This is a genomic window from Streptomyces sp. NPDC031340, assembly GCF_055569945.1.
Map to the genome: position 1 here is coordinate 1 of NZ_JBVIIE010000096.1, position 22693 is coordinate 22693.

Annotated in this window: 25 protein-coding genes and 1 pseudogene; 18 read left to right on the forward strand and 8 right to left on the reverse strand. The window is 72.9% G+C overall.

Features of this window, described 5'->3' with window-relative positions; genetic code table 11:
• Positions 1-179: 179 nt before the first annotated feature.
• Positions 180-1136, reverse strand: a complete 957-nt coding sequence (locus ACZ5GT_RS39505; protein WP_469036425.1) for an LLM class F420-dependent oxidoreductase — start codon at positions 1134-1136, stop codon at positions 180-182.
• 156 nt (positions 1137-1292) lie between these two features.
• Between ACZ5GT_RS39505 and ACZ5GT_RS39510 the strand changes: the two genes are divergently transcribed.
• From ACZ5GT_RS39510 to ACZ5GT_RS39570, 13 genes and pseudogenes are all read left to right on the forward strand, one after another.
• Entirely contained in the window at positions 1293-2960 is a 1668-nt protein-coding gene (locus ACZ5GT_RS39510) for an NAD(P)/FAD-dependent oxidoreductase (protein WP_469036428.1), read from the forward strand.
• Between the two features lie 18 nt (positions 2961-2978).
• Positions 2979-4826, forward strand: coding sequence for a transketolase (locus ACZ5GT_RS39515; RefSeq protein ID WP_469036430.1), 1848 nt, complete (start codon positions 2979-2981; stop codon positions 4824-4826).
• 38 nt (positions 4827-4864) lie between these two features.
• Positions 4865-5220, forward strand: a pseudogene (gene ligD / locus ACZ5GT_RS39520) (non-homologous end-joining DNA ligase LigD); the annotation flags it as partial.
• A 108-nt stretch (positions 5221-5328) separates the two neighbouring features.
• The gene (locus ACZ5GT_RS39525) at positions 5329-5676 is read left to right on the forward strand and encodes a gas vesicle protein GvpO (RefSeq protein WP_469036432.1); all 348 of its coding nucleotides are present in this window, start codon (positions 5329-5331) and stop codon (positions 5674-5676) included.
• A gap of 59 nt (positions 5677-5735) precedes the next feature.
• Positions 5736-6158, forward strand: coding sequence for a gas vesicle structural protein GvpA (locus ACZ5GT_RS39530; RefSeq protein WP_360755287.1), 423 nt, complete (start codon positions 5736-5738; stop codon positions 6156-6158).
• Positions 6155-6925 (forward strand): GvpL/GvpF family gas vesicle protein, encoded by a 771-nt coding sequence (locus ACZ5GT_RS39535; RefSeq protein WP_469036435.1) that lies wholly within the window; start codon positions 6155-6157, stop codon positions 6923-6925. The genes ACZ5GT_RS39530 and ACZ5GT_RS39535 overlap by 4 nt, the downstream gene beginning before the upstream one ends.
• Before the next feature lie 6 nt (positions 6926-6931).
• Positions 6932-7171: a gas vesicle protein GvpG gene (locus tag ACZ5GT_RS39540; RefSeq protein WP_469036437.1), complete on the forward strand. Its 240-nt coding sequence runs from the start codon at positions 6932-6934 to the stop codon at positions 7169-7171.
• A gap of 20 nt (positions 7172-7191) precedes the next feature.
• Complete coding sequence (locus ACZ5GT_RS39545; RefSeq protein WP_469036438.1) at positions 7192-7926, forward strand: DNA primase; 735 nt, start codon at positions 7192-7194, stop codon at positions 7924-7926.
• Positions 7923-9080, forward strand: a complete 1158-nt coding sequence (locus ACZ5GT_RS39550; protein WP_469036441.1) for an SRPBCC family protein — start codon at positions 7923-7925, stop codon at positions 9078-9080. Before ACZ5GT_RS39545 ends, ACZ5GT_RS39550 begins: the two co-directional genes overlap by 4 nt.
• Complete coding sequence (locus tag ACZ5GT_RS39555) at positions 9077-9454, forward strand: gas vesicle protein (RefSeq protein ID WP_469036444.1); 378 nt, start codon at positions 9077-9079, stop codon at positions 9452-9454. The genes ACZ5GT_RS39550 and ACZ5GT_RS39555 overlap by 4 nt, the downstream gene beginning before the upstream one ends.
• Positions 9451-10221, forward strand: a complete 771-nt coding sequence (locus tag ACZ5GT_RS39560; protein WP_469036447.1) for a GvpL/GvpF family gas vesicle protein — start codon at positions 9451-9453, stop codon at positions 10219-10221. Before ACZ5GT_RS39555 ends, ACZ5GT_RS39560 begins: the two co-directional genes overlap by 4 nt.
• Positions 10218-10406 carry a gas vesicle protein gene (locus tag ACZ5GT_RS39565; protein WP_469036449.1) on the forward strand — a complete coding sequence of 63 codons (189 nt, stop codon included), beginning with the start codon at positions 10218-10220 and terminating at the stop codon, positions 10404-10406. The genes ACZ5GT_RS39560 and ACZ5GT_RS39565 overlap by 4 nt, the downstream gene beginning before the upstream one ends.
• Entirely contained in the window at positions 10403-10690 is a 288-nt protein-coding gene (locus ACZ5GT_RS39570) for a gas vesicle protein K (protein WP_469036452.1), read from the forward strand. The genes ACZ5GT_RS39565 and ACZ5GT_RS39570 overlap by 4 nt, the downstream gene beginning before the upstream one ends.
• A gap of 28 nt (positions 10691-10718) precedes the next feature.
• Here the strand turns inward: ACZ5GT_RS39570 and ACZ5GT_RS39575 are convergent, their stop codons facing one another.
• Together ACZ5GT_RS39575 and ACZ5GT_RS39580 are read right to left on the reverse strand one after the other, a co-directional pair.
• Positions 10719-10889: a hydrophobic protein gene (locus ACZ5GT_RS39575; RefSeq protein WP_469036454.1), complete on the reverse strand. Its 171-nt coding sequence runs from the start codon at positions 10887-10889 to the stop codon at positions 10719-10721.
• Positions 10890-10930: 41 nt separating this feature from the next.
• Positions 10931-11752 (reverse strand): class I SAM-dependent methyltransferase, encoded by an 822-nt coding sequence (locus tag ACZ5GT_RS39580; protein ID WP_469036456.1) that lies wholly within the window; start codon positions 11750-11752, stop codon positions 10931-10933.
• 224 nt (positions 11753-11976) lie between these two features.
• Between ACZ5GT_RS39580 and ACZ5GT_RS39585 the strand changes: the two genes are divergently transcribed.
• Both ACZ5GT_RS39585 and ACZ5GT_RS39590 read left to right on the forward strand, forming a co-directional pair.
• Entirely contained in the window at positions 11977-12633 is a 657-nt protein-coding gene (locus ACZ5GT_RS39585) for a histidine phosphatase family protein (protein WP_469036458.1), read from the forward strand.
• Between the two features lie 228 nt (positions 12634-12861).
• Complete coding sequence (locus tag ACZ5GT_RS39590) at positions 12862-14481, forward strand: ABC-F family ATP-binding cassette domain-containing protein (RefSeq protein WP_469036459.1); 1620 nt, start codon at positions 12862-12864, stop codon at positions 14479-14481.
• Positions 14482-14620: 139 nt separating this feature from the next.
• Here ACZ5GT_RS39590 and ACZ5GT_RS39595 read toward each other — a convergent pair whose 3' ends face one another.
• The gene (locus ACZ5GT_RS39595) at positions 14621-15739 is read right to left on the reverse strand and encodes a baeRF2 domain-containing protein (RefSeq protein WP_469036461.1); all 1119 of its coding nucleotides are present in this window, start codon (positions 15737-15739) and stop codon (positions 14621-14623) included.
• A gap of 57 nt (positions 15740-15796) precedes the next feature.
• Between ACZ5GT_RS39595 and ACZ5GT_RS39600 the strand changes: the two genes are divergently transcribed.
• A complete protein-coding gene (locus tag ACZ5GT_RS39600; RefSeq protein WP_469036464.1) occupies positions 15797-16075 on the forward strand; it encodes a DUF6158 family protein in 279 nt (92 codons plus the stop codon).
• Positions 16076-16222: 147 nt separating this feature from the next.
• Here the strand turns inward: ACZ5GT_RS39600 and ACZ5GT_RS39605 are convergent, their stop codons facing one another.
• From ACZ5GT_RS39605 to ACZ5GT_RS39620, 4 genes are all read right to left on the reverse strand, one after another.
• Complete coding sequence (locus ACZ5GT_RS39605) at positions 16223-16771, reverse strand: type 1 glutamine amidotransferase domain-containing protein (RefSeq protein WP_469036468.1); 549 nt, start codon at positions 16769-16771, stop codon at positions 16223-16225.
• 39 nt (positions 16772-16810) lie between these two features.
• The gene (locus tag ACZ5GT_RS39610) at positions 16811-17242 is read right to left on the reverse strand and encodes a CBS domain-containing protein (RefSeq protein ID WP_469036471.1); all 432 of its coding nucleotides are present in this window, start codon (positions 17240-17242) and stop codon (positions 16811-16813) included.
• A gap of 86 nt (positions 17243-17328) precedes the next feature.
• Entirely contained in the window at positions 17329-17721 is a 393-nt protein-coding gene (locus ACZ5GT_RS39615; protein WP_469036473.1) for a DUF2795 domain-containing protein, read from the reverse strand.
• Between the two features lie 142 nt (positions 17722-17863).
• The gene (locus tag ACZ5GT_RS39620) at positions 17864-19669 is read right to left on the reverse strand and encodes a thiamine pyrophosphate-requiring protein (protein ID WP_469036475.1); all 1806 of its coding nucleotides are present in this window, start codon (positions 19667-19669) and stop codon (positions 17864-17866) included.
• A 287-nt stretch (positions 19670-19956) separates the two neighbouring features.
• On the opposite strand from ACZ5GT_RS39620, the gene ACZ5GT_RS39625 reads away from it, so the two are divergent.
• Together ACZ5GT_RS39625 and ACZ5GT_RS39630 are read left to right on the forward strand one after the other, a co-directional pair.
• The gene (locus ACZ5GT_RS39625) at positions 19957-20754 is read left to right on the forward strand and encodes an RNA polymerase sigma factor SigF (protein ID WP_469036476.1); all 798 of its coding nucleotides are present in this window, start codon (positions 19957-19959) and stop codon (positions 20752-20754) included.
• A gap of 155 nt (positions 20755-20909) precedes the next feature.
• Positions 20910-22454, forward strand: a complete 1545-nt coding sequence (locus ACZ5GT_RS39630; protein ID WP_469036479.1) for a hypothetical protein — start codon at positions 20910-20912, stop codon at positions 22452-22454.
• Positions 22455-22693 lie beyond the last annotated feature (239 nt).

Below are 22693 nucleotides of genomic sequence, written 5' to 3' on the forward strand. Positions count from 1 at the left end.
GGAAAGCCGGCGCCCCCCCCCCCCCCCCCCCCCCCCCCCCCCCCCCCCCCACCCCCCCCCCCCCCCCCCCCACCCCCCCACCCCCCCCCCCCCCCCCCCCCCCCCCCCCCCCCCCCCCCCCCCCCCCCCCCCCCCCCCCCCCCCCCCCCCTCCGGTGTCACTCCCTCGGCCGCACACCGTCACTCCTTCAGCTGCGGCAGCACCTTCGTCCGGTAGAAGTCGAAGAAACCGCGCTGGTCGGGGCCGATCTGGTTGACGTAGATCCGGTCGAAGCCGGCCTCGGCGAACGCGGACAACGCGGCGACGTGCTCGTCGACGTCGTCCCCGCACACCGCCTTCTCGCTCACCATCTCCTCGGTGACCAGCGGCTGAAGCTGCTCGAAGTGGCTCGGTTCGGGCAGGATCTGGCTCATCTCGCCCGGCAGGAACTGGTTGGCCCACAGCCCGCGCACGGTGCGCACCGCCTCGTCCCGGTCGGCGCCGTAGCAGACCTTCGTGCCGCCCATGACCGGCTTGCCGCCCCCGCCGCCCTTGCGGAACTGCTCCACCATCGAGGCGTCCGGCATCATCGTGACGAAGCCGTCGCCCACCCGTCCGGCCAGGCTCGTCGCCGCCGGGCCGAACCCGGAGACGTCGATCGCGACCGGCTCCTCCGGCAGGGTGTAGAGACGCGCGTTCTCCACCGTGTAGTGGGTGCCGCGGTGATTGACCTCCTCGCCGGTGAACAGCCGGCGCATGATCTGTACGGCTTCCTCCAGCATCTCCAGGCGCACGTGCGCGGGCGGCCAGACATGGCCCAGGATGTGCTCGTTGAGGGCCTCGCCGGTGCCGACACCCAGCCGGAAGCGGCCGTTCGTCATCACCGCCGAGGTCGCCGCCGCCTGCGCCACGACCGCCGGGTGGACCCGTACGGTCGGGCAGGTCACGGCCGTCTCGACGGGCAGCGACACCGCTTCCGAGAGCGCGCCGATCACCGACCACACGAACGGGCTCTGACCCAGCGCGTCGTTCCACGGGTGATAGTGGTCGGAGATCCACAGCGACTGGAATCCGGCCTGCTCGGCCATCCGCGCCTGCTCGACGAGGTCCGCGGGAGCGAACTCCTCGCACGACAGGAAATAGCCGTACTCGGGCATGGGGTACCTCCAACGCAGCTCCGCGAAAGCGGCGGTCAGGTCGCCCACCCGGGTACCCGGGTGGCCCCGGCGGCAACCGGCGGACGTTTGGCCGGTCCGACCAGGGGGACGCGGAAGGCTCTCGTACGACGCACCCGACAGCGCCGGAGGCGAACCGTGAGTCGACCCCGCATCGTGATCGTCGGTGCCGGGTTCGCCGGGTACCGGACGGCCCGCACCCTGTCCCGGCTGGTCCGGCACAAGGCCGACGTCACCCTGCTGAACCCGACCGACTACTTCCTCTACCTGCCCCTGCTGCCCCAGGTCGCCGCCGGGATCCTGGAACCCCGCCGGGTGACCGTCTCCCTCTCCGGCACGCTGCCGCACGTACAACTGGTGCTCGGGGAGGCCGACGCGATCGACCTGGACGCGCACACCGTCCACTACACCGGCCCCGAGGGCGACGTCGGCACCCTGTCCTACGACCGGCTGGTACTCGCCGCGGGCAGCGTCAACAAGCTGCTGCCCATCCCCGGCGTCGCCGAGCACGCGCACGGCTTCCGGGGCCTGCCCGAGGCGCTGTACCTGCGCGACCACGTGACCCGGCAGGTGGAACTGGCGGCCGCCGCGAAGGATCCGGAGACCTGTTCCGCCCGCTGCACCTTCGTCGTGGTCGGCGCCGGCTACACCGGCACCGAAGTCGCCGCGCAGGGGCAGCTGTTCACCGACGCGCAGGTGCGCAAGCACCCGCTGCGGCAGGGCATGCGGCCGCGCTGGATGCTGCTCGACATCGCGCCGCGGGTGCTGCCCGAACTGGACGAGCGGCTGTCGCGGACCGCCGACCGGGTGCTGCGCGGGCGCGGTGTCGACGTGCGGATGGGTACCTCCGTGAAGGAGGCCACGCCCGACGGAGTCCTGCTGACGGACGGGGAGTTCGTCGCCTCCCGCACCCTCGTGTGGTGCGTGGGCGTACGGCCCGATCCGCTCGCCGAGTCCCTCGGGCTGCCCATGGAACACGGCCGGCTGCTCGTCGACCCGCACCTCCAAGTGCCGAGCCACCCGCACCTGTTCGCGTGCGGCGACGCGGCCGCCGTGCCGGACCTGGAGCAGCCCGGCGCGTACACGCCGATGACGGCCCAGCACGCCTGGCGGCAGGGCAAGGTCGCGGGCCGCAACGTGGCCGCGTCGCTCGGCATCGGCGACCGCCGCCCCTACCGCCACCGCGACCTGGGCTTCGTCGTGGACCTCGGCGGGGTGCAGGCGGCCGCCAACCCGTTCGGCGTCGCGCTCTCCGGCCCGGTCGCCGGGGCGGTCACCCGCGGCTACCACCTGGCCGCGATGCCGGGCAACCGGGTGCGGGTCGCGGCCGACTGGCTGCTGGACGCCGTACTGCCGCGCCAGGCAGTGCAGTTGGGGCTCGTGCGCTCCTGGTCGGTCCCGCTGGACACGGCGTCGCCGGAACTGGCCCGGACGCCGGGCAGCCGGGAGGAGCGGGCCAAGCCGCCGGACGGCCTGCCGGCTGGCACGCCCGGGGGTGCGCCGGCCGACAGGCCCGGGGGTGCGCCGGCCGAGGCGGGCTCGGAGTCGTCCCACCGGTCCTCCGCCGGGACCCGGCCGAGCGGCGCGTCGCCCGACGGCAGGCCGGGCGAGGGCAGGCCGGGCGACGGCGGGTCGGGCGGCGGCAGGCCGGGCGACGTGCCCGCCGGCAGCCGGCCCGGCGCCCAGCCGGCCAGGAACCAGCCCGGCGGTGAACCGGCCCGGAGCCGGCCCGGCGGTGAGCCCGCCAGGAATCAGCCCGGTGGGCCGCACTCCGAGCCTCCCGGTCCCGTCCAGCGGTCCGACTGACGCAGCAGAAGGAGACGTATGAACACCGCCGAACTCGAGGAGCTGGCACGCCAGTTGCGCGTGGACAGCGTACGGGCGTCGGCCGCCGCGGGATCCGGGCACCCGACGTCCTCGATGTCGGCCGCGGACCTGATGGCCGTCCTGATCGCCAACCACCTCCACTACGACTTCGACCGCCCCGCCCACCCCGGCAACGACCGCTTCGTCCTGTCCAAGGGGCACGCCTCGCCGCTGCTGTACGCCGCCTACAAGGCGGCCGGCGCCATCGACGACGGCGAACTGCTCGGCTTCCGCAAGCTCGGCAGCCGCCTCGAAGGGCATCCGACGCCGCGCAGACTGCCGTGGGTCGAGACGGCCACCGGTTCGCTCGGCCAGGGCCTGCCGGTCGGCGTCGGCATCGCGCTGGCCGGCAAGCGGCTGGACCACCGCGACTACCGCGTGTGGGTGCTGTGCGGGGACAGCGAGCTGGCCGAGGGCTCGATCTGGGAGGCCGCCGAGCACGCGGCGTACGAGCACCTGGACAACCTCACCGCGATCGTCGACGTCAACCGGCTCGGCCAGCGCGGCCCGACCCGCCACGGCCACCACCTCGACGCCTACGCCCGCCGCTTCCAGGCGTTCGGCTGGCACACCGTCGAGCTGGACGGCCACGACGTCGACGCGATCGACCGCGCCTACGGCGAGGCCAGGTCCACCACCGGCCAGCCCACCGCCATCATCGCCCGCACGCTGAAGGGCAAGGGCGTGGCCGCCGTCGAGGACCGCGAGGGCCTGCACGGCAAGCCGCTGCCGGACGCCGACGAGGCGGTGGCCGAGCTCGGCGGACCGGGCGAGGTCCGGGTACGGGTCCACGCGCCGGCCGCGGACGGCAGGGCGCACGACGTCACCGCCGCCCGGCCCGACCTGCCCCGCTGGGACAAGGGCGAGAAGGTCGCCACCCGCAATGCCTTCGGCGAGGCGCTGGCCGCGCTCGGCACCGCGCGCGGCGACGTCGTAGCCCTCGACGGGGAGGTCGGCGACTCCACCCGCGCCGAGCTGTTCGCCAAGGCACATCCGGACCGCTACTTCGAGTGCTACATCGCCGAACAGCAGATGGTCGCGACCGCGGTGGGCCTCGCCACCCGCGGCTGGGTGCCGTACGCCGCCACCTTCGCCGCCTTCCTGACGCGGGCCCACGACTTCGTGCGCATGGCGTCGATCAGCGGCGCCGGTGTCAACCTCGTCGGCTCGCACGCGGGCGTCGCGATCGGGCAGGACGGCCCCTCCCAGATGGGGCTGGAGGACCTGGCGATGATGCGGGCGGTGCACGGCTCGACCGTGCTGTACCCGTGCGACGCCAACCAGACCGCGAAACTCGTCGCCGCCATGGCCGGCCGCGAGGGCATCCGCTACCTGCGCACCGGACGCGGCGAGAGCCCGGTGATCTACGGGCCCGACGAGGAGTTCCCGGTCGGCGGCAGCAAGGTGCTGCGCTCCTCCGACCGGGACCGGCTGACCGTCGTCGCCGCCGGAGTGACCGTGCACGAGGCGCTGGCCGCCGCCGACGCGCTGGAGCGCGATGGCGTCCCGGTCCGGGTCGTGGACCTGTACTCGGTCAAGCCCGTCGACCGGCTCACCCTGCGCCGGGCCGCCGAGGAGACCGGCTGCCTGATGACCGTGGAGGACCACCACGAGGAGGGCGGCCTCGGGGACGCCGTCCTCGACGCGTTCACCGACGGACGGCCCGTGCCGCGGCTGGTGCGGCTCGCCGTCCGCACGATGCCGGGCTCGGCCTCCCCGGACGAGCAGCTGCACGCCGCGGGCATCGACGCCGAGTCGATCGCCGCGGCCGGGCGGCTGCTGGTGGGGGAGGCGGTCGTGCCGTGAGCGGCGACGACACGCGGGCCGACGACGACACGCGGCCCGTGCGGGCGGGGCGCCGCACGGTCCGCGTGCACCGGCCGGACAAGGTGCTGTTCCCCGGCGGCGACGGGAAGGAGTACACCAAGTCCGATCTGGTGGACTACCACCGCCGCGTCGGCCCGTTCATGCTGAGGTCTCCCGCGTCGAGTTCGACGAGGTCCGCGGTTTCGCCCGCGACGTCGCCGGCACCCTGGCCGCCGCGCACCCGGACCGGTCTCACCACCGCGCCCCGCAAGAAGGACCGCGGCGGCCGGCTCTACCTCGACATCGGACGCAATGCCTACGCCCAGACCGCGGTCGCCCCCTACACCGTGCGCGCCCTCGGACCGGCCCGCCGCAGGCTCGACGCGCTACGTGGCTGATGCACGTACCCGCGCTGCTCGCCGGTGACGCCGATCCTCCCGGACCCGGACGCCGAGGAAGGTTTGTCCGACGGCTGGGCGGCCACACGGAGTGAGAGGTGGCCATGACGAACACAAAGAACACACCAGAGTCACAAGATTCACCCGATTCCCCGAAGAAGGCGGAGAGCCGCACGACCAAGAAGCGGCCGGGCCCCATGGAGGTGCTGCGCCACGCGCGCGCCCAGCTCGCGGAGCTGACGGGCATGGCCGCCGAGAGCGTTTCGTCCTTCGACCAGACGGAGGACGGCTGGTCCCTGGAGATCGAGGTCATGGAACTCGCCCGCGTGCCCGACACGATGAGTCTGATGGCGAGCTACCAGGTGGAACTCGACCCTGACGGCCAGCTGACCGGCTACCGGCGCGTTCGCCGTTACGAGCGCGGGCGGGCCGACAGGCAGGGCGGCCGGTAGGCCGCTCGCCGGAAGCAATCGATCACTCACCAGTCCACAGAGAAGGAGGCACGGTCGGCATGACCGTTGTCCCGGCCCAGCAGAGCGGCGGCGGAGGCGGCTCCAGCGGCCTCTACGACGTCCTGGAACTCGTCCTCGACAGGGGGCTCGTCATCGATGCGTTCGTGCGCGTGTCCCTGGTCGGCATCGAGATCCTGAAGATCGACGTACGTGTCGTCGTGGCGAGTGTCGACACCTACCTGCGCTTCGCCGAGGCGTGCAACCGGCTCGACCTGGAGGCGGGCCCGCGCAAGAGCCCCGGCCTGCCCGACATCGTCGGCCAGGTCACCGAGTCGGGCGCCCGCGGCAAGTCGAAGGGGGCCCTGTCCGGAGCGGCGGAGACCATATCCGGCGCCTTCAAGCAGGCCCGTGAGGAGAGCCAGAGCGAGTCCAGGCCGCGCCGCAAGTCGACGGCCGCGCGCCGGAGGGAGGAAGAGGAGTGAGCACCTACGTCTACGGCATCACGGCCGCTTCCCACCCGTCACTGCCCGACGGCATGGGCGGCGTCGGCGACCCGCCGCGGCCGGTGCGCATCCTCCATGCGGGCGAGCTGGTGGCCGTCGTCAGCGATGCCCCTGAAGGGCTGCGGCCCAAGCGCAAGGAGCTGCTCGCCCACCAGAACGTGCTGAGCGAGGCGGGCGCCGGCGGCTGCGTGCTGCCCATGCGGTTCGGCAGCGTCGCGCAGGACGACGACACGGTCACGAGCGTGCTCGCCGAGCGCGCGGAGCACTACCAGGAGCGCCTGCGGGCGCTGGACGGCAAGGACGAGTACAACGTCAAGGCCGTCCACGACGAAGAGGCCGTGCTGCACCGCGTGATGTCCGAGAACGCGGAGCTCCGCGGCATGGCGGAGGCCAACCGGCAGGCAGGCGGCGGCAGTTACGAGGACCGGTTGCGGCTCGGCGAGATGGTCGCGGACGCCGTCAAGGCCCGCGAGGGCGAGGACGCGGAAGCGGTCCGCAGCGCCCTGGAGCCGCTGGCCGACACGATCAGCGTGGGCCCGGAGTCCAGCGGCTGGCTGGCCAACATCTCCTTCCTGGTGGAGCGGGGGTCCGCCGAGGGCTTCCTCGCCGCGGTGGAAGAGGTCCGCAGCAGCCAGCCGCACCTGGAGCTGCGCGTCAACGGCCCGCTGCCGCCGTACAGCTTCGTGGAGCCGGGACCCGGCAAGCCCGCGGCCGCCGCCCTCGGCACGGAAAGCCAGGAGGAGTGAGTCCCCATGGGACTGATCTCAGAGGTCCTCCTGCTGCCGTTCGCCCCGGTGCGCGGCAGCGCGTGGGCGATCAAACAGGCGCTCAGCGAGGCGGAGCGCATCTACTACGACCCGGCCACGGTCCGGGCTGAACTCGCTCAGCTGGAGGCACGGCTGGAAGCGGGCGAGATGGACGAGGAGGAGTTCGACCGGATGGAGGACGAACTCCTCGACAGGCTGGAGATCGGCCTGCGCAACGGCGTGTGAAGTGGCGACGGGACGGCACGATGAACCGAGTAGGACTGGGCCTCGCGGTAGGGGCCGGATATCTCCTGGGACGCACGAAGAAACTGAAGATGGCGCTCGCCATCGGCTCGCTCGTGGCCGGCAAGCGGATGAATCTCACCCCGCGGGCGGTCGGGGACCTGGTCTCCCAGCAACTGCTGAAGAACCCGCAGTTCAAGGAGATCGGGGACCAACTGCGCACCGACCTGCGGGGCATGGGCAAGGCGGCCTCGGGCGCGATGGTGGAGCGGCAGATCGACGCGCTCGCCGACCGCCTGCACGGCCGTACCTCGCGGGTCCGCGACCAGCTCGCGGGCGTGGTACCGGGCGGCGGCCGGGGCGGCGAGGACGAGGAACCGACGGGCGAGGAAGAACCCGAGGCCGAGGAAGAACCTGAGGCCGAGGAGGAGCCTGAGGCCGAGGAGGAGCCTGAGGCCGAGGAGCCCGAGGCGGAGGAGGAGCCCGAGGCCGAGGAGCCCGAGGCGGAGGAGGAGCCCGAGCCGCGCGGCAGGAAGGCGGAGGCTGAGCGGGCACCGGCGAAGCAGGCCGCCAAGAGGGCGCCCGTGAAGAAGGCGCCCGCGAAGAAGACGGCGGCGAAGAAGACAGCCCCGGCCAAGAAGACGGCGGCCAAGAAGACGGCAGCCGCCAAGAAGACCGCGGGGAAGAAGACGGCCGCGGCCAGGGGTGCCGCGCGCGGCGCCCGGGGCCGGATGCGGAAGGGCGGCGGTGACCGATGACCGAGACTCTCTCAGGCACGGCGGGCAAGGCGGCCGGCAAGGCCACCGACAACCCGCTCACCGGCGTCGCCCACAGCGAGGCCGCCGACCGGCTCAAGGCCGAGGTACAGGAGTACCTGGCCGCGCAGGCCGAGCGCCTGCTCGCCGGAGTCGGCCACAAGCTGGGCGAGACCACCGGCAAGCTGAACGACATCGCAGAGGGCAACAGCCCCGGCTTCGCCAAGCTCGCCCTCGAAGGCGGGCGCAAGCTCGCCGAGGGCAAGGGGCCGCTGCGCTCCGCACTCGAACTCGGGGCCTCCCATGTCAAGGACAACGTGATGGGCGCTCTGAAGAACCTCGGGGGCGGCAAAGGCAAGGGCAAGAAGAAGGCCGCGGGCCAGAAGCCGACCGTCATCATCGAGAGCATCGACGTCGGCGTGCCGCTGCGCACCGCCTACGACCAGTGGACGCAGTACCAGGACTTCAGCACCTTCGCCAAGGGCGTCAAGAGCGCGAGCCGCGACGACGACACGCACTCCGACTGGCAGCTGAAGGTCTGGTGGTCCAACCGCAGCTGGAAGGCGACGACCACCGAGCAGGTGCCGGACGACCGGATCGCCTGGACCTCGGAGGGCGCCAAGGGCACCACGAAGGGCGTCGTCTCCTTCCACCAGCTCGCCGACAGCCTCACCCGCGTCCTGCTGGTGATCGAGTACTACCCCTCGGGCTTCTTCGAGAAGACCGGCAACATCTGGCGCGCCCAGGGCCGCCGGGCCCGGCTCGACCTCAAGAACTACGTCCGCTTCATCACGCTCAAGGGCGAGGCGGAGGACGGCTGGCGCGGTGAGATCCGCGACGCCGAGGTCGTCCGCAGCCACGAGGACGCCCTTGCCGAGGAGGAGCGGGAGCAGCAGGAGGGCGAGGAGTCGTACGAGGGCGAGGAGGAGAACGGCGAGTACGAGGAAGGCGAGGAGGGCGAGGAGCCCACCGCGGAGGAAGAGGAAGAAGAGGAAGAGGAGGAGCCGGAAGAGTACGACGAGGAGGAAGAGGGCGAGGAGCCCCGCGGGGAGGAAGAAGAGGAAGAAGAAGAGGAGGAGGGGCCTGAGGAGTACGACGAGGAGGAAGAGGAAGAAGAGCCCGAGTACGAGCACGCCGCCGGTGGGAGCCGCCGATGACCATGTCCAGCCGGATGCCCGAACCCTACGCCGGAGGCGGCGGGTCCAATCTGGCCGACATCCTGGAGCGCGTGCTCGACAAGGGCATCGTCATCGCCGGCGACATCAGGATCAACCTGCTCGACATCGAACTCCTCACCATCAAGCTCCGGTTGATCGTCGCCTCCGTCGACAAGGCGAAGGAGATGGGCATCGACTGGTGGGAGGACGACCCCGAGTTGTCCTCCCGCGCCCGCCGTAAGCAACTCGCGCGAGAGAACGCCGAGTTGCGTGAGCGGCTGGCTCGACTGGAGCTGTACGGGGAGCCCGTCGAGGAAGGCCGGGGAGTCGAGGAAGGCCGGGGAGAGGAAGAGAAGAAGAAGGAGGCACCGTGACCGGACTGCGGTACGTCTACGCCGTCTGCCGCCCCTTCGACGCGCCCCTGCAGGCCCAGTTGACGGGCGTGGCGGACGACCCGCCCAGAGTGGTGCCTCACCACGGCCTGGTGGCCGTGGTGAGCCACGTGCCGGAGCGGGACTTCGCCGAGGAACCGCTCCACAGGCATCTGGAGGACCTGGACTGGCTGACCGCCGTGGCCCGGGCCCACCAGGGAGTGATCGACGCGCTCACCGTCGTCACCACGCCGCTGCCGCTGAGGCTCGGCACCGTCTTCCGGGACGACAGCGGCGTCCGCGTGATGATCGAGGAGCGCGAGGAGGACTTCCGGCGCACCCTCGCACGGCTGGAGGGCCGCGTGGAGTGGGGCGTCAAGGTGTACGCCGAGATCAAGGCCCCCCGGCAGGCGCCCGCGCCCGCCGGGAAACCGGCGTCGGGCCGGGACTACCTGCGGCAGCGGCGGATGCGGGTGCAGTCGAACGAGCAGACATGGCAGAAGTGCGAGGAGTTCGCCAGCCACCTCCACGCGACGCTTTCCGCGCACGCCGAGGATGTCCGGCTGCACGCCCCGCAGAATCCGAAACTCTCCGGGGTCTCCGGGCGCAACGTCCTCAATGCCGCGTATCTGGTGCCACGCAGCAGTTCCGAGCAATTCGTGGAACTGGTGGACCGGACGAAGGACGAGAAGATGATGGACGACGCCGGAATAAGGGTGGAACTCACCGGGCCGTGGGCGGCGTACTCCTTCGCCGGGGAGGAGCAGTGACCGTCGTCGAACGCCGTGAGGTCGCGCTGGTCGACCTGCTCGACCGGCTGCTGGCCGGCGGCGTGGTCATCGCGGGGGACATCACCCTGCGCATCGCGGACGTCGACCTGGTGCGCATCGACCTGAACGCGCTGATCAGCTCCGTGAACGAACAAGTTCCTTCGCCTTGGGGAGAGTTGACGTGACCGCCCCCCGCCGCAACCGGCTGGACCTGGAGCCCGACACCATAGAGCGCGACCTCGTCAAGCTCGTCCTGACCGTCGTGGAGCTGCTGCGGCAGCTCATGGAACGCCAAGCCCTGCGCCGGTTCGACACCGGCGACCTCAGCGAGGACCAGGAGGAGCGGATCGGGCTCACGCTCATGCTCCTCGATGACCGCATGACCGAGTTGCGCGAGCGCTATGGACTGCGGCCCGAGGACCTGAACCTGGACCTCGGGCCGCTGGGACCGCTGCTTCCCCGGGAATGAATCCCACCGGGACAACGCGGTCATCACCTCACCACCGATACCAGCGCCCCCTGCCGCCGGTCGCCGTCGTGCTGCGCATCAGGAATCCCAGCAGCCACACCACGAGAAGGGCGATCGCTATCCACCACAGGGCCTTCACCGCGAATCCCGCGCCGAAAAGGATCAGCACCAGAAGCAGTACGAGCAGGATGGGAACCATGATGAACCTCCTGCCGGGCCGGGTTTCCCGAATACCGCGTCTCAGCCGTCCTTGCGGCAGAGGATTTCTCCGTGCAGGACGCAGAACCAGCCGTCCTCCCGGGCGCCCCATTCCCGCCACGCGTCCGCCGCGCCGCGCAGCTGCTCCTCGGTCGCGTGGCCGCCTCGGACGGCCTGCTCGGCGTACGCCGACGCCACCGTCCGGTCCGCCCACAGGCCGCTCCACCACGCCCGCTCCTCGGGGGTGGAGAACGTCCAGGTCGAGGAGGTCGCGGTGATGTCGGTCAGCCCCGCCCGCAGCGCCCACGCCTTGAGCCGGCGCCCGGCGTCCGGCTCGCCGCCGTTGGCGCGGGCCACCCGGTGGTAGAGGTCCAGCCAGTCGTCCATCCCTGCGGACGCCGGGTACCAGGTCATGGCCGCGTAGTCGGAGTCGCGGACGGCGATGTAGCCGCCCGGCCTGGTCACCCGCAGCATCTCCCGCAGCGCCCGCACCGGATCGCCCACGTGCTGCAGCACCTGGTGGGCGTGCACGACGCAGAACGTGTCGTCCGGGTAGTCCAGCGCGTGGACGTCGGCGACGGCGAAGTCGACGTTGCCCAGGCCGCGCCCGGCGGCCGTGGCGCGGGCCTGTTCCAGCACGGCCGGCGCCATGTCGACGCCGGTGACGTGCCCGTCCGGGACCAGTTCCGCCAGGTCGGCGGTGATGGTGCCGGGGCCGCAGCCGATGTCCAGGATCTTCATGTGGGGCTTGAGCGAGCCGAGGAGGTAGGCCGCGGAGTTGGCGGCGGTCCGCCAGGTGTGCGAGCGCAGCACGGACTCGTGGTGCCCGTGCGTGTAGACGGCGGTCTCCTGCGGCTTCGGCATGGCTGATCCCCTCTCGTCGTACGGCACTCCGGGCTTCGGGACCCCGGCGGCCGGTACCCGTCACGGTACGCGCGCATGCCGAATGATGAGACCCGGGTTTTGCCATATGGACTGACGGTGCGTCAGTGAGGATCGGGTACCGGCCGGGGCCCGTCCCGTGCGGTTACGCTGAGGTGGCCGTTGCCGGGCACGGCGGGCGGTGACCGACACGCGGAGGACCCTGGATGCGTCTGCTCCTCATCCGGCACGGCCAGACCCCCACCAACGTCCGGGCGTTGCTGGACACCGCCGCCCCGGGCCCCGGCCTGACCGAGCTCGGCGAGCGGCAGGCCGCCGCGCTGCCGACGGCGCTCGCCGGTGAGGACATCGACGTCCTGTACGCCTCCACGCTGGTCCGCACCCAGCTCACCGCCGCCCCGTTGGCCGCCGTGCGCGGCCTCGGCGTCGTCGTCCGGGACGGCATCCGGGAGTTGTCCGCCGGCGACCTGGAGATGCTGCCCGGAGACTCCGAGCACGGGGTGCTGTACCTGAAGACGGTGTTCGCCTGGGCGGCCGGCGACACGCGGCTGCGGATGCCGGGCGGCGAGACCGGAGCCGAGGCGCTCGCGCGGTACGACGCCGTCGTCGCGGAGGCCGCCCGCAGTGGTGCCGCCACGGTGGCCATGGTCAGCCACGGCGCGGCGATCCGCGTGTGGACCGCGGCCCGCGCCGGCAACGTCGACGTCCCCTTCGCAGCCGCCCGCCCCCTCGCCAACACGGGTGTCGTGGTCCTGGAGGGCTCCCCGTCCGACGGCTGGACGGCGCTGACATGGGCGGGCGCGACGGTGATTCCGGCCGGCGAGGGCGGCCCGGCGGGACGGCCGGTCGACGAGGCCGGATGAGCGCCGGCCCGGACGAGCGCCGGCCCGGATGAGCGCCTGCCTGGATGGCGCCTGCCTGGATGGCGCCTGCCTGGATGGCGCCGGCCCGGACGAGCCCTGCCCGGACATGGGGCGCCCGGGTAGGCGTGTGCCCCGATATGCGTGCACGTGGCAAGCATGTGCCCGGAGGAGGGCCTGCCGGGATATGCGTTTGCCCCGGTGAGCGCACCGGCCGCACAATGCCCTCCCATGGGACATCTGGAAGCCGCGCACCTCGAGTACCACCTCCCCGACGGCAGGACGCTGCTCGGTGACGTGTCCTTCCGGGTGGGCGAGGGGGCCGTCGTCGCCCTCGTCGGACCGAACGGCGCCGGCAAGACGACCCTGCTGCGGCTGATCTCCGGCGAGCTGAAGCCGCACGGCGGGAGCGTCAACGTCAGCGGCGGGCTCGGCGTGATGCGCCAGTTCGTGGGCTCCGTACGGGACGAGACCACCGTGCGCGACCTGCTCGTGTCGGTCGCGCCGCCCCGCGTCCGCGACGCCGCGCGGGCCGTCGACGAGGCCGAGCACGCCATCATGACCGTCGACGACGAGGCCGCCCAGATGCGCTACGCGCAGGCCCTCGCCGACTGGGCCGAGGCGCGCGGGTACGAGGCGGAGACGCTGTGGGACATGTGCACCACGGCCGCGCTCGGCGTGCCGTACGAGAAGGCGCAGTGGCGGCTGGTGCGCACCCTCTCCGGCGGCGAGCAGAAACGGCTCGTGCTGGAGGCGCTGCTGCGCGGCACCGACGAGGCGCTGCTGCTGGACGAGCCCGACAACTACCTCGACGTGCCCGGCAAACGCTGGCTGGAGGAACGGCTGGGGGAGACCCGCAAGACGGTCCTGTTCGTCTCCCACGACCGCGAACTCCTCGCCCGCGCCGCCCAGAAGATCGTGTCCGTGGAACCCGGCCCGGCGGGCGCCGACGCCTGGGTGCACGGCGGCGGCTTCGCCACCTACCACGACGCCCGGCGCGAGCGCTTCGCCCGTTTCGAGGAGTTGCGCAGGCGCTGGGACGAGAAGCACGCCCAGCTGAAGAAGCTGGTGCTGAGCCTGCGTCAGGCAGCCACCGTCAGCCACGAGCTGGCGTCCCGATACGCGGCGGCCCAGACCCGCCTGCGCAAGTTCGAGGAGGCCGGGCCGCCGCCGGAGCCGCCGCGCGAGCAGGACATCACCATGCGCCTGAAGGGCGGCCGCACCGGCGTCCGCGCCGTCACCTGCGAGCAGCTCGAACTCACCGGCCTGATGAAACCCTTCGACCTGGAGGTCTTCTACGGCGAACGCGTCGCCGTCCTCGGCTCCAACGGCTCCGGCAAGTCGCACTTCCTGCGGCTGCTGGCCGGCGAGGACGTGGCGCACACCGGCCGCTGGAAGCTCGGGGCGCGCGTCGTGCCCGGCCACTTCGCGCAGACCCACGCCCACCCCGAGCTGCGGGGCCGGCCGCTGCTGGACATCCTGTGGCAGGAGCACTCGCAGGACCGCGGCGCCGCCATGTCGCGGCTGCGGCGCTACGAACTGACCGCCCAGGCCGAGCAGTCCTTCGACAAGCTCTCCGGCGGCCAGCAGGCCCGCTTCCAGATCCTGCTGCTGGAGCTGACGGGCGTCACCGCCCTGCTGCTCGACGAGCCGACCGACAACCTCGACCTGGAGTCCGCGGAAGCGCTCCAGGAGGGCCTGGAGGCCTTCGAGGGCACGGTCCTCTCGGTCACCCACGACCGCTGGTTCGCCCGCTCCTTCGACCGCTACCTGGTCTTCGGCAGCGACGGCCGGGTCCGGGAGACCCCGGAGCCGGTGTGGGACGAACGGCGGGTCGAGCGGGCGCGGTGACGGGCCGGGCCGGCGGTCGCGCGCGTGAGGTGACGCGGGTCAGGTGACGCCGGTGAGATGACGCGGGCCAGGTGGCGCGGTCGGGTGACGGCCGGCGGGCCGAGGAGGCCCGGTGGCCCGCCGGCCGCCGTCTGCGGGGCTACGACCAGCGCAGCAGCGCGCCCAGGCCGCCCGCCGGGGCGTCCTCCGGGGCCGCCTCACCGGCCGGGGTGACCGACAGCGCGGGGGCGCCGGTGGCCACCGCGGACCGGATCAGCGCGTCGTCCGCACGCGCGGACCAGGAGTGCTGCTCGCCGAGGATCCTCAGCTCCGTACGGCGCACCGCCAGCTGGTCCGGGTCCTCGCCGATCCACACCTCGCGGTGCGCGTCCGGACCGTCGGGGAGGACCAGCAGCTCGTCGATGCGGTGCTCCCGGGCGGCCTCGACCAGCGCGGGCACGCCCTCCACCGCCGTACTGCGCCCTTCGGCGTCCGGGCGGCGGGCGGCGCGGAACCGCTCCAGTTCACGTGCGGCCCGCTGCCGGACGTGTTCGGCGCGCGCCTGCTCGACGTCCTCGTCCAGCAGCCTGCTGCCGATGCCGTGCGGGGCGTCGACGACCAGATCCGCGAGGCGCCCGGGCAGCCGTTCGCGCACGGCCCGCCGCGCCCGGTCGTCGCCCACCAGGATCAGCAGGTCGGCCCGCGTCTCCTCCTGTGCGACGGCGAGCGCGTCGGCGATCTCGCCCGCATTGTGCTCCCAGGTGTTCTCCACCTTCAGCTGGAACTGCCGCTCCGACCAGTCGACCGAGCTCGTACGGTGCACCGGCCACTGGCGTCCGGAGACCGAACCGGCGTCCCGCCGGTGCAGCGAACTGCGCAGCTCGAAGTCGGCGCCCTTGCGGTCTATGTAGGCCACCACGCACACCGGGTCCTCACCGGCCAGCTCCAGCAGCGGCGCGGTGTGCGGCAGCGGCGCCCAGTGGGCGCTGTCGCGCCGCGGGGGCCGGGACAGCGGCGGGTCCAGGACCACCCCGCCCGCGCGCGCGAACAGGGCCCGTCCGGGCGGCTCGTCGGGGGAGAGCCGGGACTCCTCCAGCGCCTCCCGCACCGCCCGGCAGGTCGCATCGTCCGCCCCCTGTCCGGACAGCTCCCGGGACAGGGCCTCGGCCGTCAGCCGCCGTTCGTGGGGGGTGTCCTCCGTGTGCCGTGAGGTGTCGACGTACACGGAGGCCCAGGGCCCGGGATGTTCGTACAGTGGGTGCAGAAACGCGAGATCCATGGCTCCCTCCCGGATATCGCTCGCGGGTAGTGCTCACCGGGCGGGTACCCGGGCCTCATGGACGAACACGACGAGCGGGTGGCCACCATGACCGGAGTCGAACCCAGTCGGCTGGACGACCAGCAGCTCATGAAGGAGCTGGAGACGATCCACCGCACGCGTCACGACACCCTGCTGTACGGCTCGAACGACGCGCTGCGCACCCACAACGAGCGCATGGCCCAGCTGGAGGGCGAGTACCTGCGCCGCAACCCGCGGCGTCCGGTCGCGGCCGGCCGCACACGGGAAGGGGCCAGGGAACGCAAAGGCGGGGAGTCGGCGACTCCCCGCGGCTGAACACCCGGCACATCCTGACCCGAACACCCGAACACCCGAACACCCGAACACCCGAACAACCGGGCATCCGGACCCGGACACCCGGATCGCCGCCGGCCGGGCAGCGGCCGACGGCGATCCGGGCTGTCGTCCGTCCGTCATCCCCCGTCAGCCGGCGCCCTCCGCCTCCGAGAACACCTGCAGGAACGCGTCGCGGAACGCCTTCAGATCGTCCGGCTTGCGGCTGGTGATCAGCTTGTTGGGGCCGTGGTCGCAGATCTTGACCTGCTCGTCGACCCAGGTGCCGCCCGCGTTGCGGACGTCCGTCCGCAGACTCGGCCAGGACGTCAGCACCCGGCCGCGTACGACGTCCGCCTCGATCAGCGTCCAGGGGGCGTGACAGATCGCCGCGACCGGACGGCCCTGGTCGAAGAAGTCCCGGACGAACGCCACGGCCTTCCCGTCCATGCGCAGGAAGTCAGGGTTGGCGACGCCGCCCGGCAGCACGAGGGCGCCGAAGGCGCCGGCCGAGGTCTCACCCACCACCTCGTCCACGGGGAACGTGTCCGCCTTGTCGAGATGGTGGAACGCCTGCACCTTCCCGGACCTCGTCGACACGAGCACGGGCCGGTGGCCCGCGTCGTGCGCCGCCTGCCAAGGGTCGGTGAGCTCGATCTGCTCGACGCCCTCGGGCGCGGTCAGGAATGCGATGCGCATGATGTACCAGGTTCCTTTCGTGGCAGGTCCGGTGGCCCGTCAGGCGGTTACCCCGTCGTCCGGGTCGGCGCGGCTGATGTCGGCGAGGGCCGAACCGGGGTCCTCGGCCTCGGCCAGGTCGCCGAGGCTGATCACGCCCACCGGCAGCCCGTCCTCGACGACCGGCAGCCGCCGCACGGCGTGCGCCCGCATCAGCGCGACGGCCGCCGACACGGGATCGTCCGGGCCGACCACCACCGGGTCCGGCGTGCACACGGACTGCGCGCTCACCGTCAGCGGGTCGGCGCCGTCGGCGACCGCCCGCACCGTGATGTCACGGTCGGTGAGGACACCGACCACGCGCTGCCCGTCGGCCACCAGCACGTCACCGATGCCCTGCGTGCGCATCAGCTGCGCCGCCTCGACGAGTGAGGCGTCGGGCCGGACAGCCACCGCGCCCGGCCGCATGACCTCCCTCACGAAATCCGCCATCTGGCCTTTTCCTCCGTTTCCCGGCCGTCGGAGTGCCGCGGCCGACTCCGGCATGACGCCGCCCGCAGTACCCCCGGCCCGGGTGCCTATGCGTTCTCCTCGCGCCCGCTCGAGACCACGGCCTCGGCCAGCTGCTGGACGGTGCTGAACCGTGCGGTGCGCGGCAGCCGTTCCACCGCCTCGACCACGGTGTCCGGCGCGTAGACCCGGCGCAGCGCGCGGGCGAGCTTGTGCGCGTCCGCGGGGAACACCTGCCGGCCCAGGTGGCGGGCCAGCTCCAGGCGGACGGCGCTCAGGGAGGCCGTCGCGCCGCCCGGCGCCACGGGGCCGCCCGCGACCTCCAAGTCGTCGTCGGCGGTGGGCTCGGGGTCCTGCCACTCCTCGGTCCGTGTGGGGCGCCCGGACCTGAGCAGACCCTGCAGTTCGTGCTTCATCTCGTCGTCGCGGTGGACGCTCAGCCGGTCACTGCCTCGCTGCATGACTCCCTCCACATCTTCGGGGGTCAGCTCCGCGTACCCGCCCACCGGAGGCCGACACCGGGTTCCCGCGACGGGCACCCGGTCGGGTGCCGGCCGGCATCACGGCGGGGGAGACAGCACGGGGCGGGCACCGGGCGGGCAGTCACTTCTTTCCCTGCTTCTTCTCGCGGCCCGGCAGGAACTCCTGCACCTTCGCCTTGAAGCCCTGCTTCACCATGGAGCCGCGGTCCGCGTCGCCCTTCAGGATCGACGCGGCCGTCGCCTCCATCTGCTCCCAGGTCGCGTGCGGCGGGATCGGCGGCACCGCCGGGTCGGTGAGGAACTCGATCACCGCGGGGCCGTCGGCCTCCAGTCCGGCCCGCCAGCCCGCCTCGACGTCCTCGGGCTTCTCCACCCGGATGCCGGTCAGGCCCAGGGAGCGGGCGAACGCCGCGTACCGTACGTCCGGCAGCTCCTGCGAAGGCAGGAAGGACGGGGAGCCCTCCATGGCCCGCATCTCCCAGGTGACCTGGTTGAGGTCGTGGTTGTTCCACACGGCCACCACCAGCCGCGGATCGTCCCACAACTCGCGGTACTTGGCCGCCGTGATCAGCTCCGCCATGCCGTTCATCTGCATCGCGCCGTCCCCGACCAGCGCGATCGCCGGCCGGTCCGGGTGGGCGAACTTCGCGCCGATCGCGTACGGCACCCCGCAGCCCATCGTCGCGAGCGTGCCGGACAGCGAGCCGCGCATGCCGGGCCGCATCGTGAGGTGACGCGCGTACCAGTTGGCCGTCGAACCGGAGTCGGAGCTGACGATGGCGTTCTCCGGCAGCAGCCCGTCCAGGACGTGGGCCACGTACTCCGGGTTGATCGGGTCGGCCGAGAGGTTCGCCCGCCGCTCCATCACCTCCCGCCACCGGGCGACGTTCGCGCACACGCCGTCGTACCAGTCGCGCGAACGGCCCCCGTTGATCAGCGGGATGAGCCGCTCCAGGGTCGCCTTCGCGTCGCCGACGAGGTTCACCTCGTAGGGGTAGCGCATGCCGACCATGTGCGGGTCGATGTCGATCTGCACCCCGCGCGCCTTGCCGAACTCCGGCAGGAACTGCGTGTAGGGGAAGGACGATCCGATGGTCAGCAGGGTGTCGCAGTCCCGCATCAGCTCGTACGACGGGCGGGTGCCCAGCAGCCCGATCGCGCCGGTGACGAAGGGGAGTTCGTCGCCGATGACGTCCTTGCCCAGCAGCGCCTTGGCCACGCCCGCGCCCAGCAGGCCGGCGATCCGCTCCACCTCGGCGCGCGCCCCGGCCGCGCCCTGGCCGACCAGGATCGCCACCTTCTCACCGGAGTTGAGGATCTCCGCCGCCCGCAGCAGCTGTTCCTCCGCGGGGATCGCCGTCCAGGCGCTGCGGCCCAGGCTGGACGGCACCATCTTGAACTCGTGCGTGGGCGGCGAGTAGTCGAGCTCCTGCACGTCGCCGGGGATGATGACCGCGGTGGGGCAGCGCCGGGCGTACGCGGTGCGGATCGCCCGGTCCAGCACGTTCGGCAGCTGCTCGGGGACCGTCACCGTCTCCACGAACTCCGAGGCGACGTCCTTGTACAGGGTGTGCAGGTCCACCTCCTGCTGGTACGAGCCGCCCATCGCCGTACGGTGCGTCTGGCCGACGATCGCGAGCACCGGAACGTGGTCCAGCTTGGCGTCGTACAGGCCGTTGAGCAGGTGGATGGCGCCGGGCCCCGAGGTGGCCGCGCAGACGCCGAGACGGCCGCTGAACTTGGCGTAGCCGACGGCCTGGAACGCGGACATCTCCTCGTGCCGGGACTGGATGAAACGGGGCTGGTTCCCGGCCCGGCCCCACGCCGCGAGCAGGCCGTTGATGCCGTCCCCGGGGTAACCGAAGACGTGCTCCACACCCCACTCCCGCAGCCGTTGCAGGACGTGGTCGGAGACCTTGGTGCTCATGCGGGAACCTCCCGGGTTCGACATGGTTACGGGCAGCGTTCATCGCGGTACGCCCGCGTCACGAGTCACCCCGCGGGCACGCGGAAAACCCGCGGGCACCCGGAAAACCGGCGCGGGTGTTTGCGAGGCGGAGGCCTGGGCAGGGGAACCGGAAGTGCTTCGGACAGGAGGCACGTCCGTGGGAACGGCGATCCGCCGGCCCGGCCGGACGGGCCCTGTCCCGGTCCTGGCCGCGCTCCCCGGCGACCGGCCGACCCAGAGCACTGACCAGGGAGTTGCTACGCAACATGCCCACTCGAGTGAGCGCGAAGCACCACCCGCACGACGACGCCCCCGACACCGCCGAGGACTTCCGCAGGCTGCGCGGACTGCCCGAAGGCGCACAGCGCGACGCCCTGCGTGAGCAGATCATCGAGGCCTGGCTGCCGATGGCCGAACGGCTCGCGGGGCGGTTCCGCAGCCGCGGCGAGAGCCACGAGGACCTTCGACAGGTCGCCGCCCTCGGCCTGGTCAAGGCCGTCGACCGCTACGACCCCGAACGCGGCAACGCCTTCGAGAGCTACGCCGTGCCCACCATCACCGGTGAGATCAAGCGGCACTTCCGGGACCACATGTGGACCCTGCACGTGCCGCGCCGCGTCCAGGACCTGCGCAACCGCGTCCGCACCGCCTCCCAGGACCTGTCGCAGACCCTCCCGGGCCGGGCGCCCACCACCGCCGAGATCGCCGAGCGCGCCTGCATGAGCGAGGAGGACGTGCTGGTCGGCCTGGAGGCGCTGGACAGCTTCACCGCGCTCTCCCTCGACGCGGAACTGCCCGGCGGGGAGGACGGCTACTCCCTCGGCGACGCCCTCGGCTCGGTCGATCCCGCGCTGGACACGGTGATCGACCGCGAGGCCGTCAAGCCCCGGCTGGCCGCACTGCCCGAGCGGGAGCGGGCCATCCTCTACATGCGTTTCTTCGGCGACATGACGCAGAGCAGCATCGCCGAGCAGCTGGGGATCTCCCAGATGCACGTGTCGCGGCTGATCAGCCGCTGCTGCCACCGGATGCGGGAGCAGATCATGCGCGAGGCGGCCGCGTAAGCCGCACGGCACGGGCCGTCACCCGCACGGCCCCTGTCGTCCCGCGAATGGTGCCCGGCCGCGCGCGCCGGGCCGCCGGGCGGGCTGTGATGGCTGCGGGGCACGGAAACCGACGTGCCCGCACTCGCAGCCGTCGCTCGAAGGAGCCCGTCCCTATGCGCCGCACCGCCCATGTCCTGTCCGTCGCCGCGCTGACCGGCGCCACGCTGGGCGCCGCCGCCTCGAACGTCCTCGCCGATCCGACGGCGCAGGTCAGCCCGAGCACCGTCTCGCCGGGCGGCAGCGTCACCGTCTCGGTCTCCTGCGACCCCATCGGAGGGCCCGCGCCCGCCACCCTCGACGCCACCTCGCAGGCGTTCGCCGAGCGGAGGGTCCAACTGCACCGGGTTCCCGGCACCGGGGACGGCAAGTCCGGCCCCGTCTACCGCGGTGTCGCCCGCATCGCGTCCGCCGACGAACTCCGGGACCGGGACCCGCACGCGACGGCGGAGGACCCGTCGCACGAGGGCCCCGGGGGCAAGGAGCCGGGGGAGAAGGAGCCGGGGAAGCCTGAACCGGGGGAGAAGGAGCCGGGGAAGCCTGAACCGGGGGAGAAGGAGCCGGGGAAGCCTGAACCGGGGGAAAAGGAACCGGGGAAGCATGAACCAGGGGAGAAGGAGCCGGGTGGCAAGGACCCGGCCGGTAAAGACCCGGCAGAGAAGGATCCGGGCGGCAACAACCCGGGCGGCAACAACCCGGGCGGCAAAGACCAGGGCGGCAACGACCCGGGTGGCAACGACCCGGCTGGCAAAGACCCCGCCGGCAAGGACCCGGCGGAGAAGGACCCGACGGGCAAGGACGCGGCGGGCGAGGATACGTCCTGGGCCCTCGGCGGCCAGCGCTCCACGGACGAGAAGGCCCCCTCGGTCGCCGGCCGGGCGGCCCGAGCCGACACGGATGCCCCGACGGCCGCCGACGTCCCGGACACGTCGCCGGACGGGGACGCATCTCCGGACGGGAACGCGTCGTCGGACGGGGACGCGCCGGACGGGAGCGACGCGGACGAGAGCGCCGCGGACGAGGGCGTCGCGGACGAGGACGTACCGGAGACGGCCGCGGCCGCGGGCCCCGAGGCACCGGCGGGCGAGGCCGCGTCCGGCACCGCCCGCGACCAGGACCCCGCGGACGGGGATCACACGGCCCAGGACCCGGCGGGCCAGGACCCGGCCGCGCACGACCCGGCGGCCCAGGACCCGGCGGGCCAGGATCCGACCGCGCAAGACCCGGCGGGCCAGGACCCGGCCGCGCACGACCCGGCGGCCCAGAACCCCGCGGCCCATAACCCCGCGGCCAAGGAGCCCGCGGCCAAGGAGCCCGCGGACGGCCACCCGGGCGACGGGTACTCCGCCGGCGGACACGCCGCGGACGAGCGCCCCTCCTCGGCCGGCGACGGTCCGGGCGGGGGAGAGCACGGCTCGACGTGGGCAGTCGAGGGCACCTGCCCGGCGCGGCCCGGCGGCAAGGGCGCTGCGTGGAGCACCACATTCCGGGTGATCGTCGACGGCAAGCGTCCCCCGGGGGCCCATGGCGGCGTGCAGGCCGGCGAGGGCGGCGCCTTCAGCGGATCCGTGCCCGCCCTGGTCGCCGGCGGTGTCCTGATCGCGGGCGCGCTCGGCGCCGCCGCGCACCGGCTGCTGCTCCGGCGTTCCGCGAAGGGCTGATCCCGCCCGGTGCCCCGGTGCCCCGGTGCCCCGGTGGCTCGTGTGACGGGCGCCATCCGCGCCGACGGCCATGGTCCGGCGCCACCCTGGGTACTCACAGCCCGAGGGCCCGACCCGTACCGGGGGGGGGGGGGGGGGGGGGGGGGGGGGGGGGGGGGGGGGGGGGAGGGGGGCGGGGGGGGGGGGGGGGGGGGGGGGGGGGGGGGGGGGGGGGGGGTGGGCGGGGGGGGGGGGGGGGG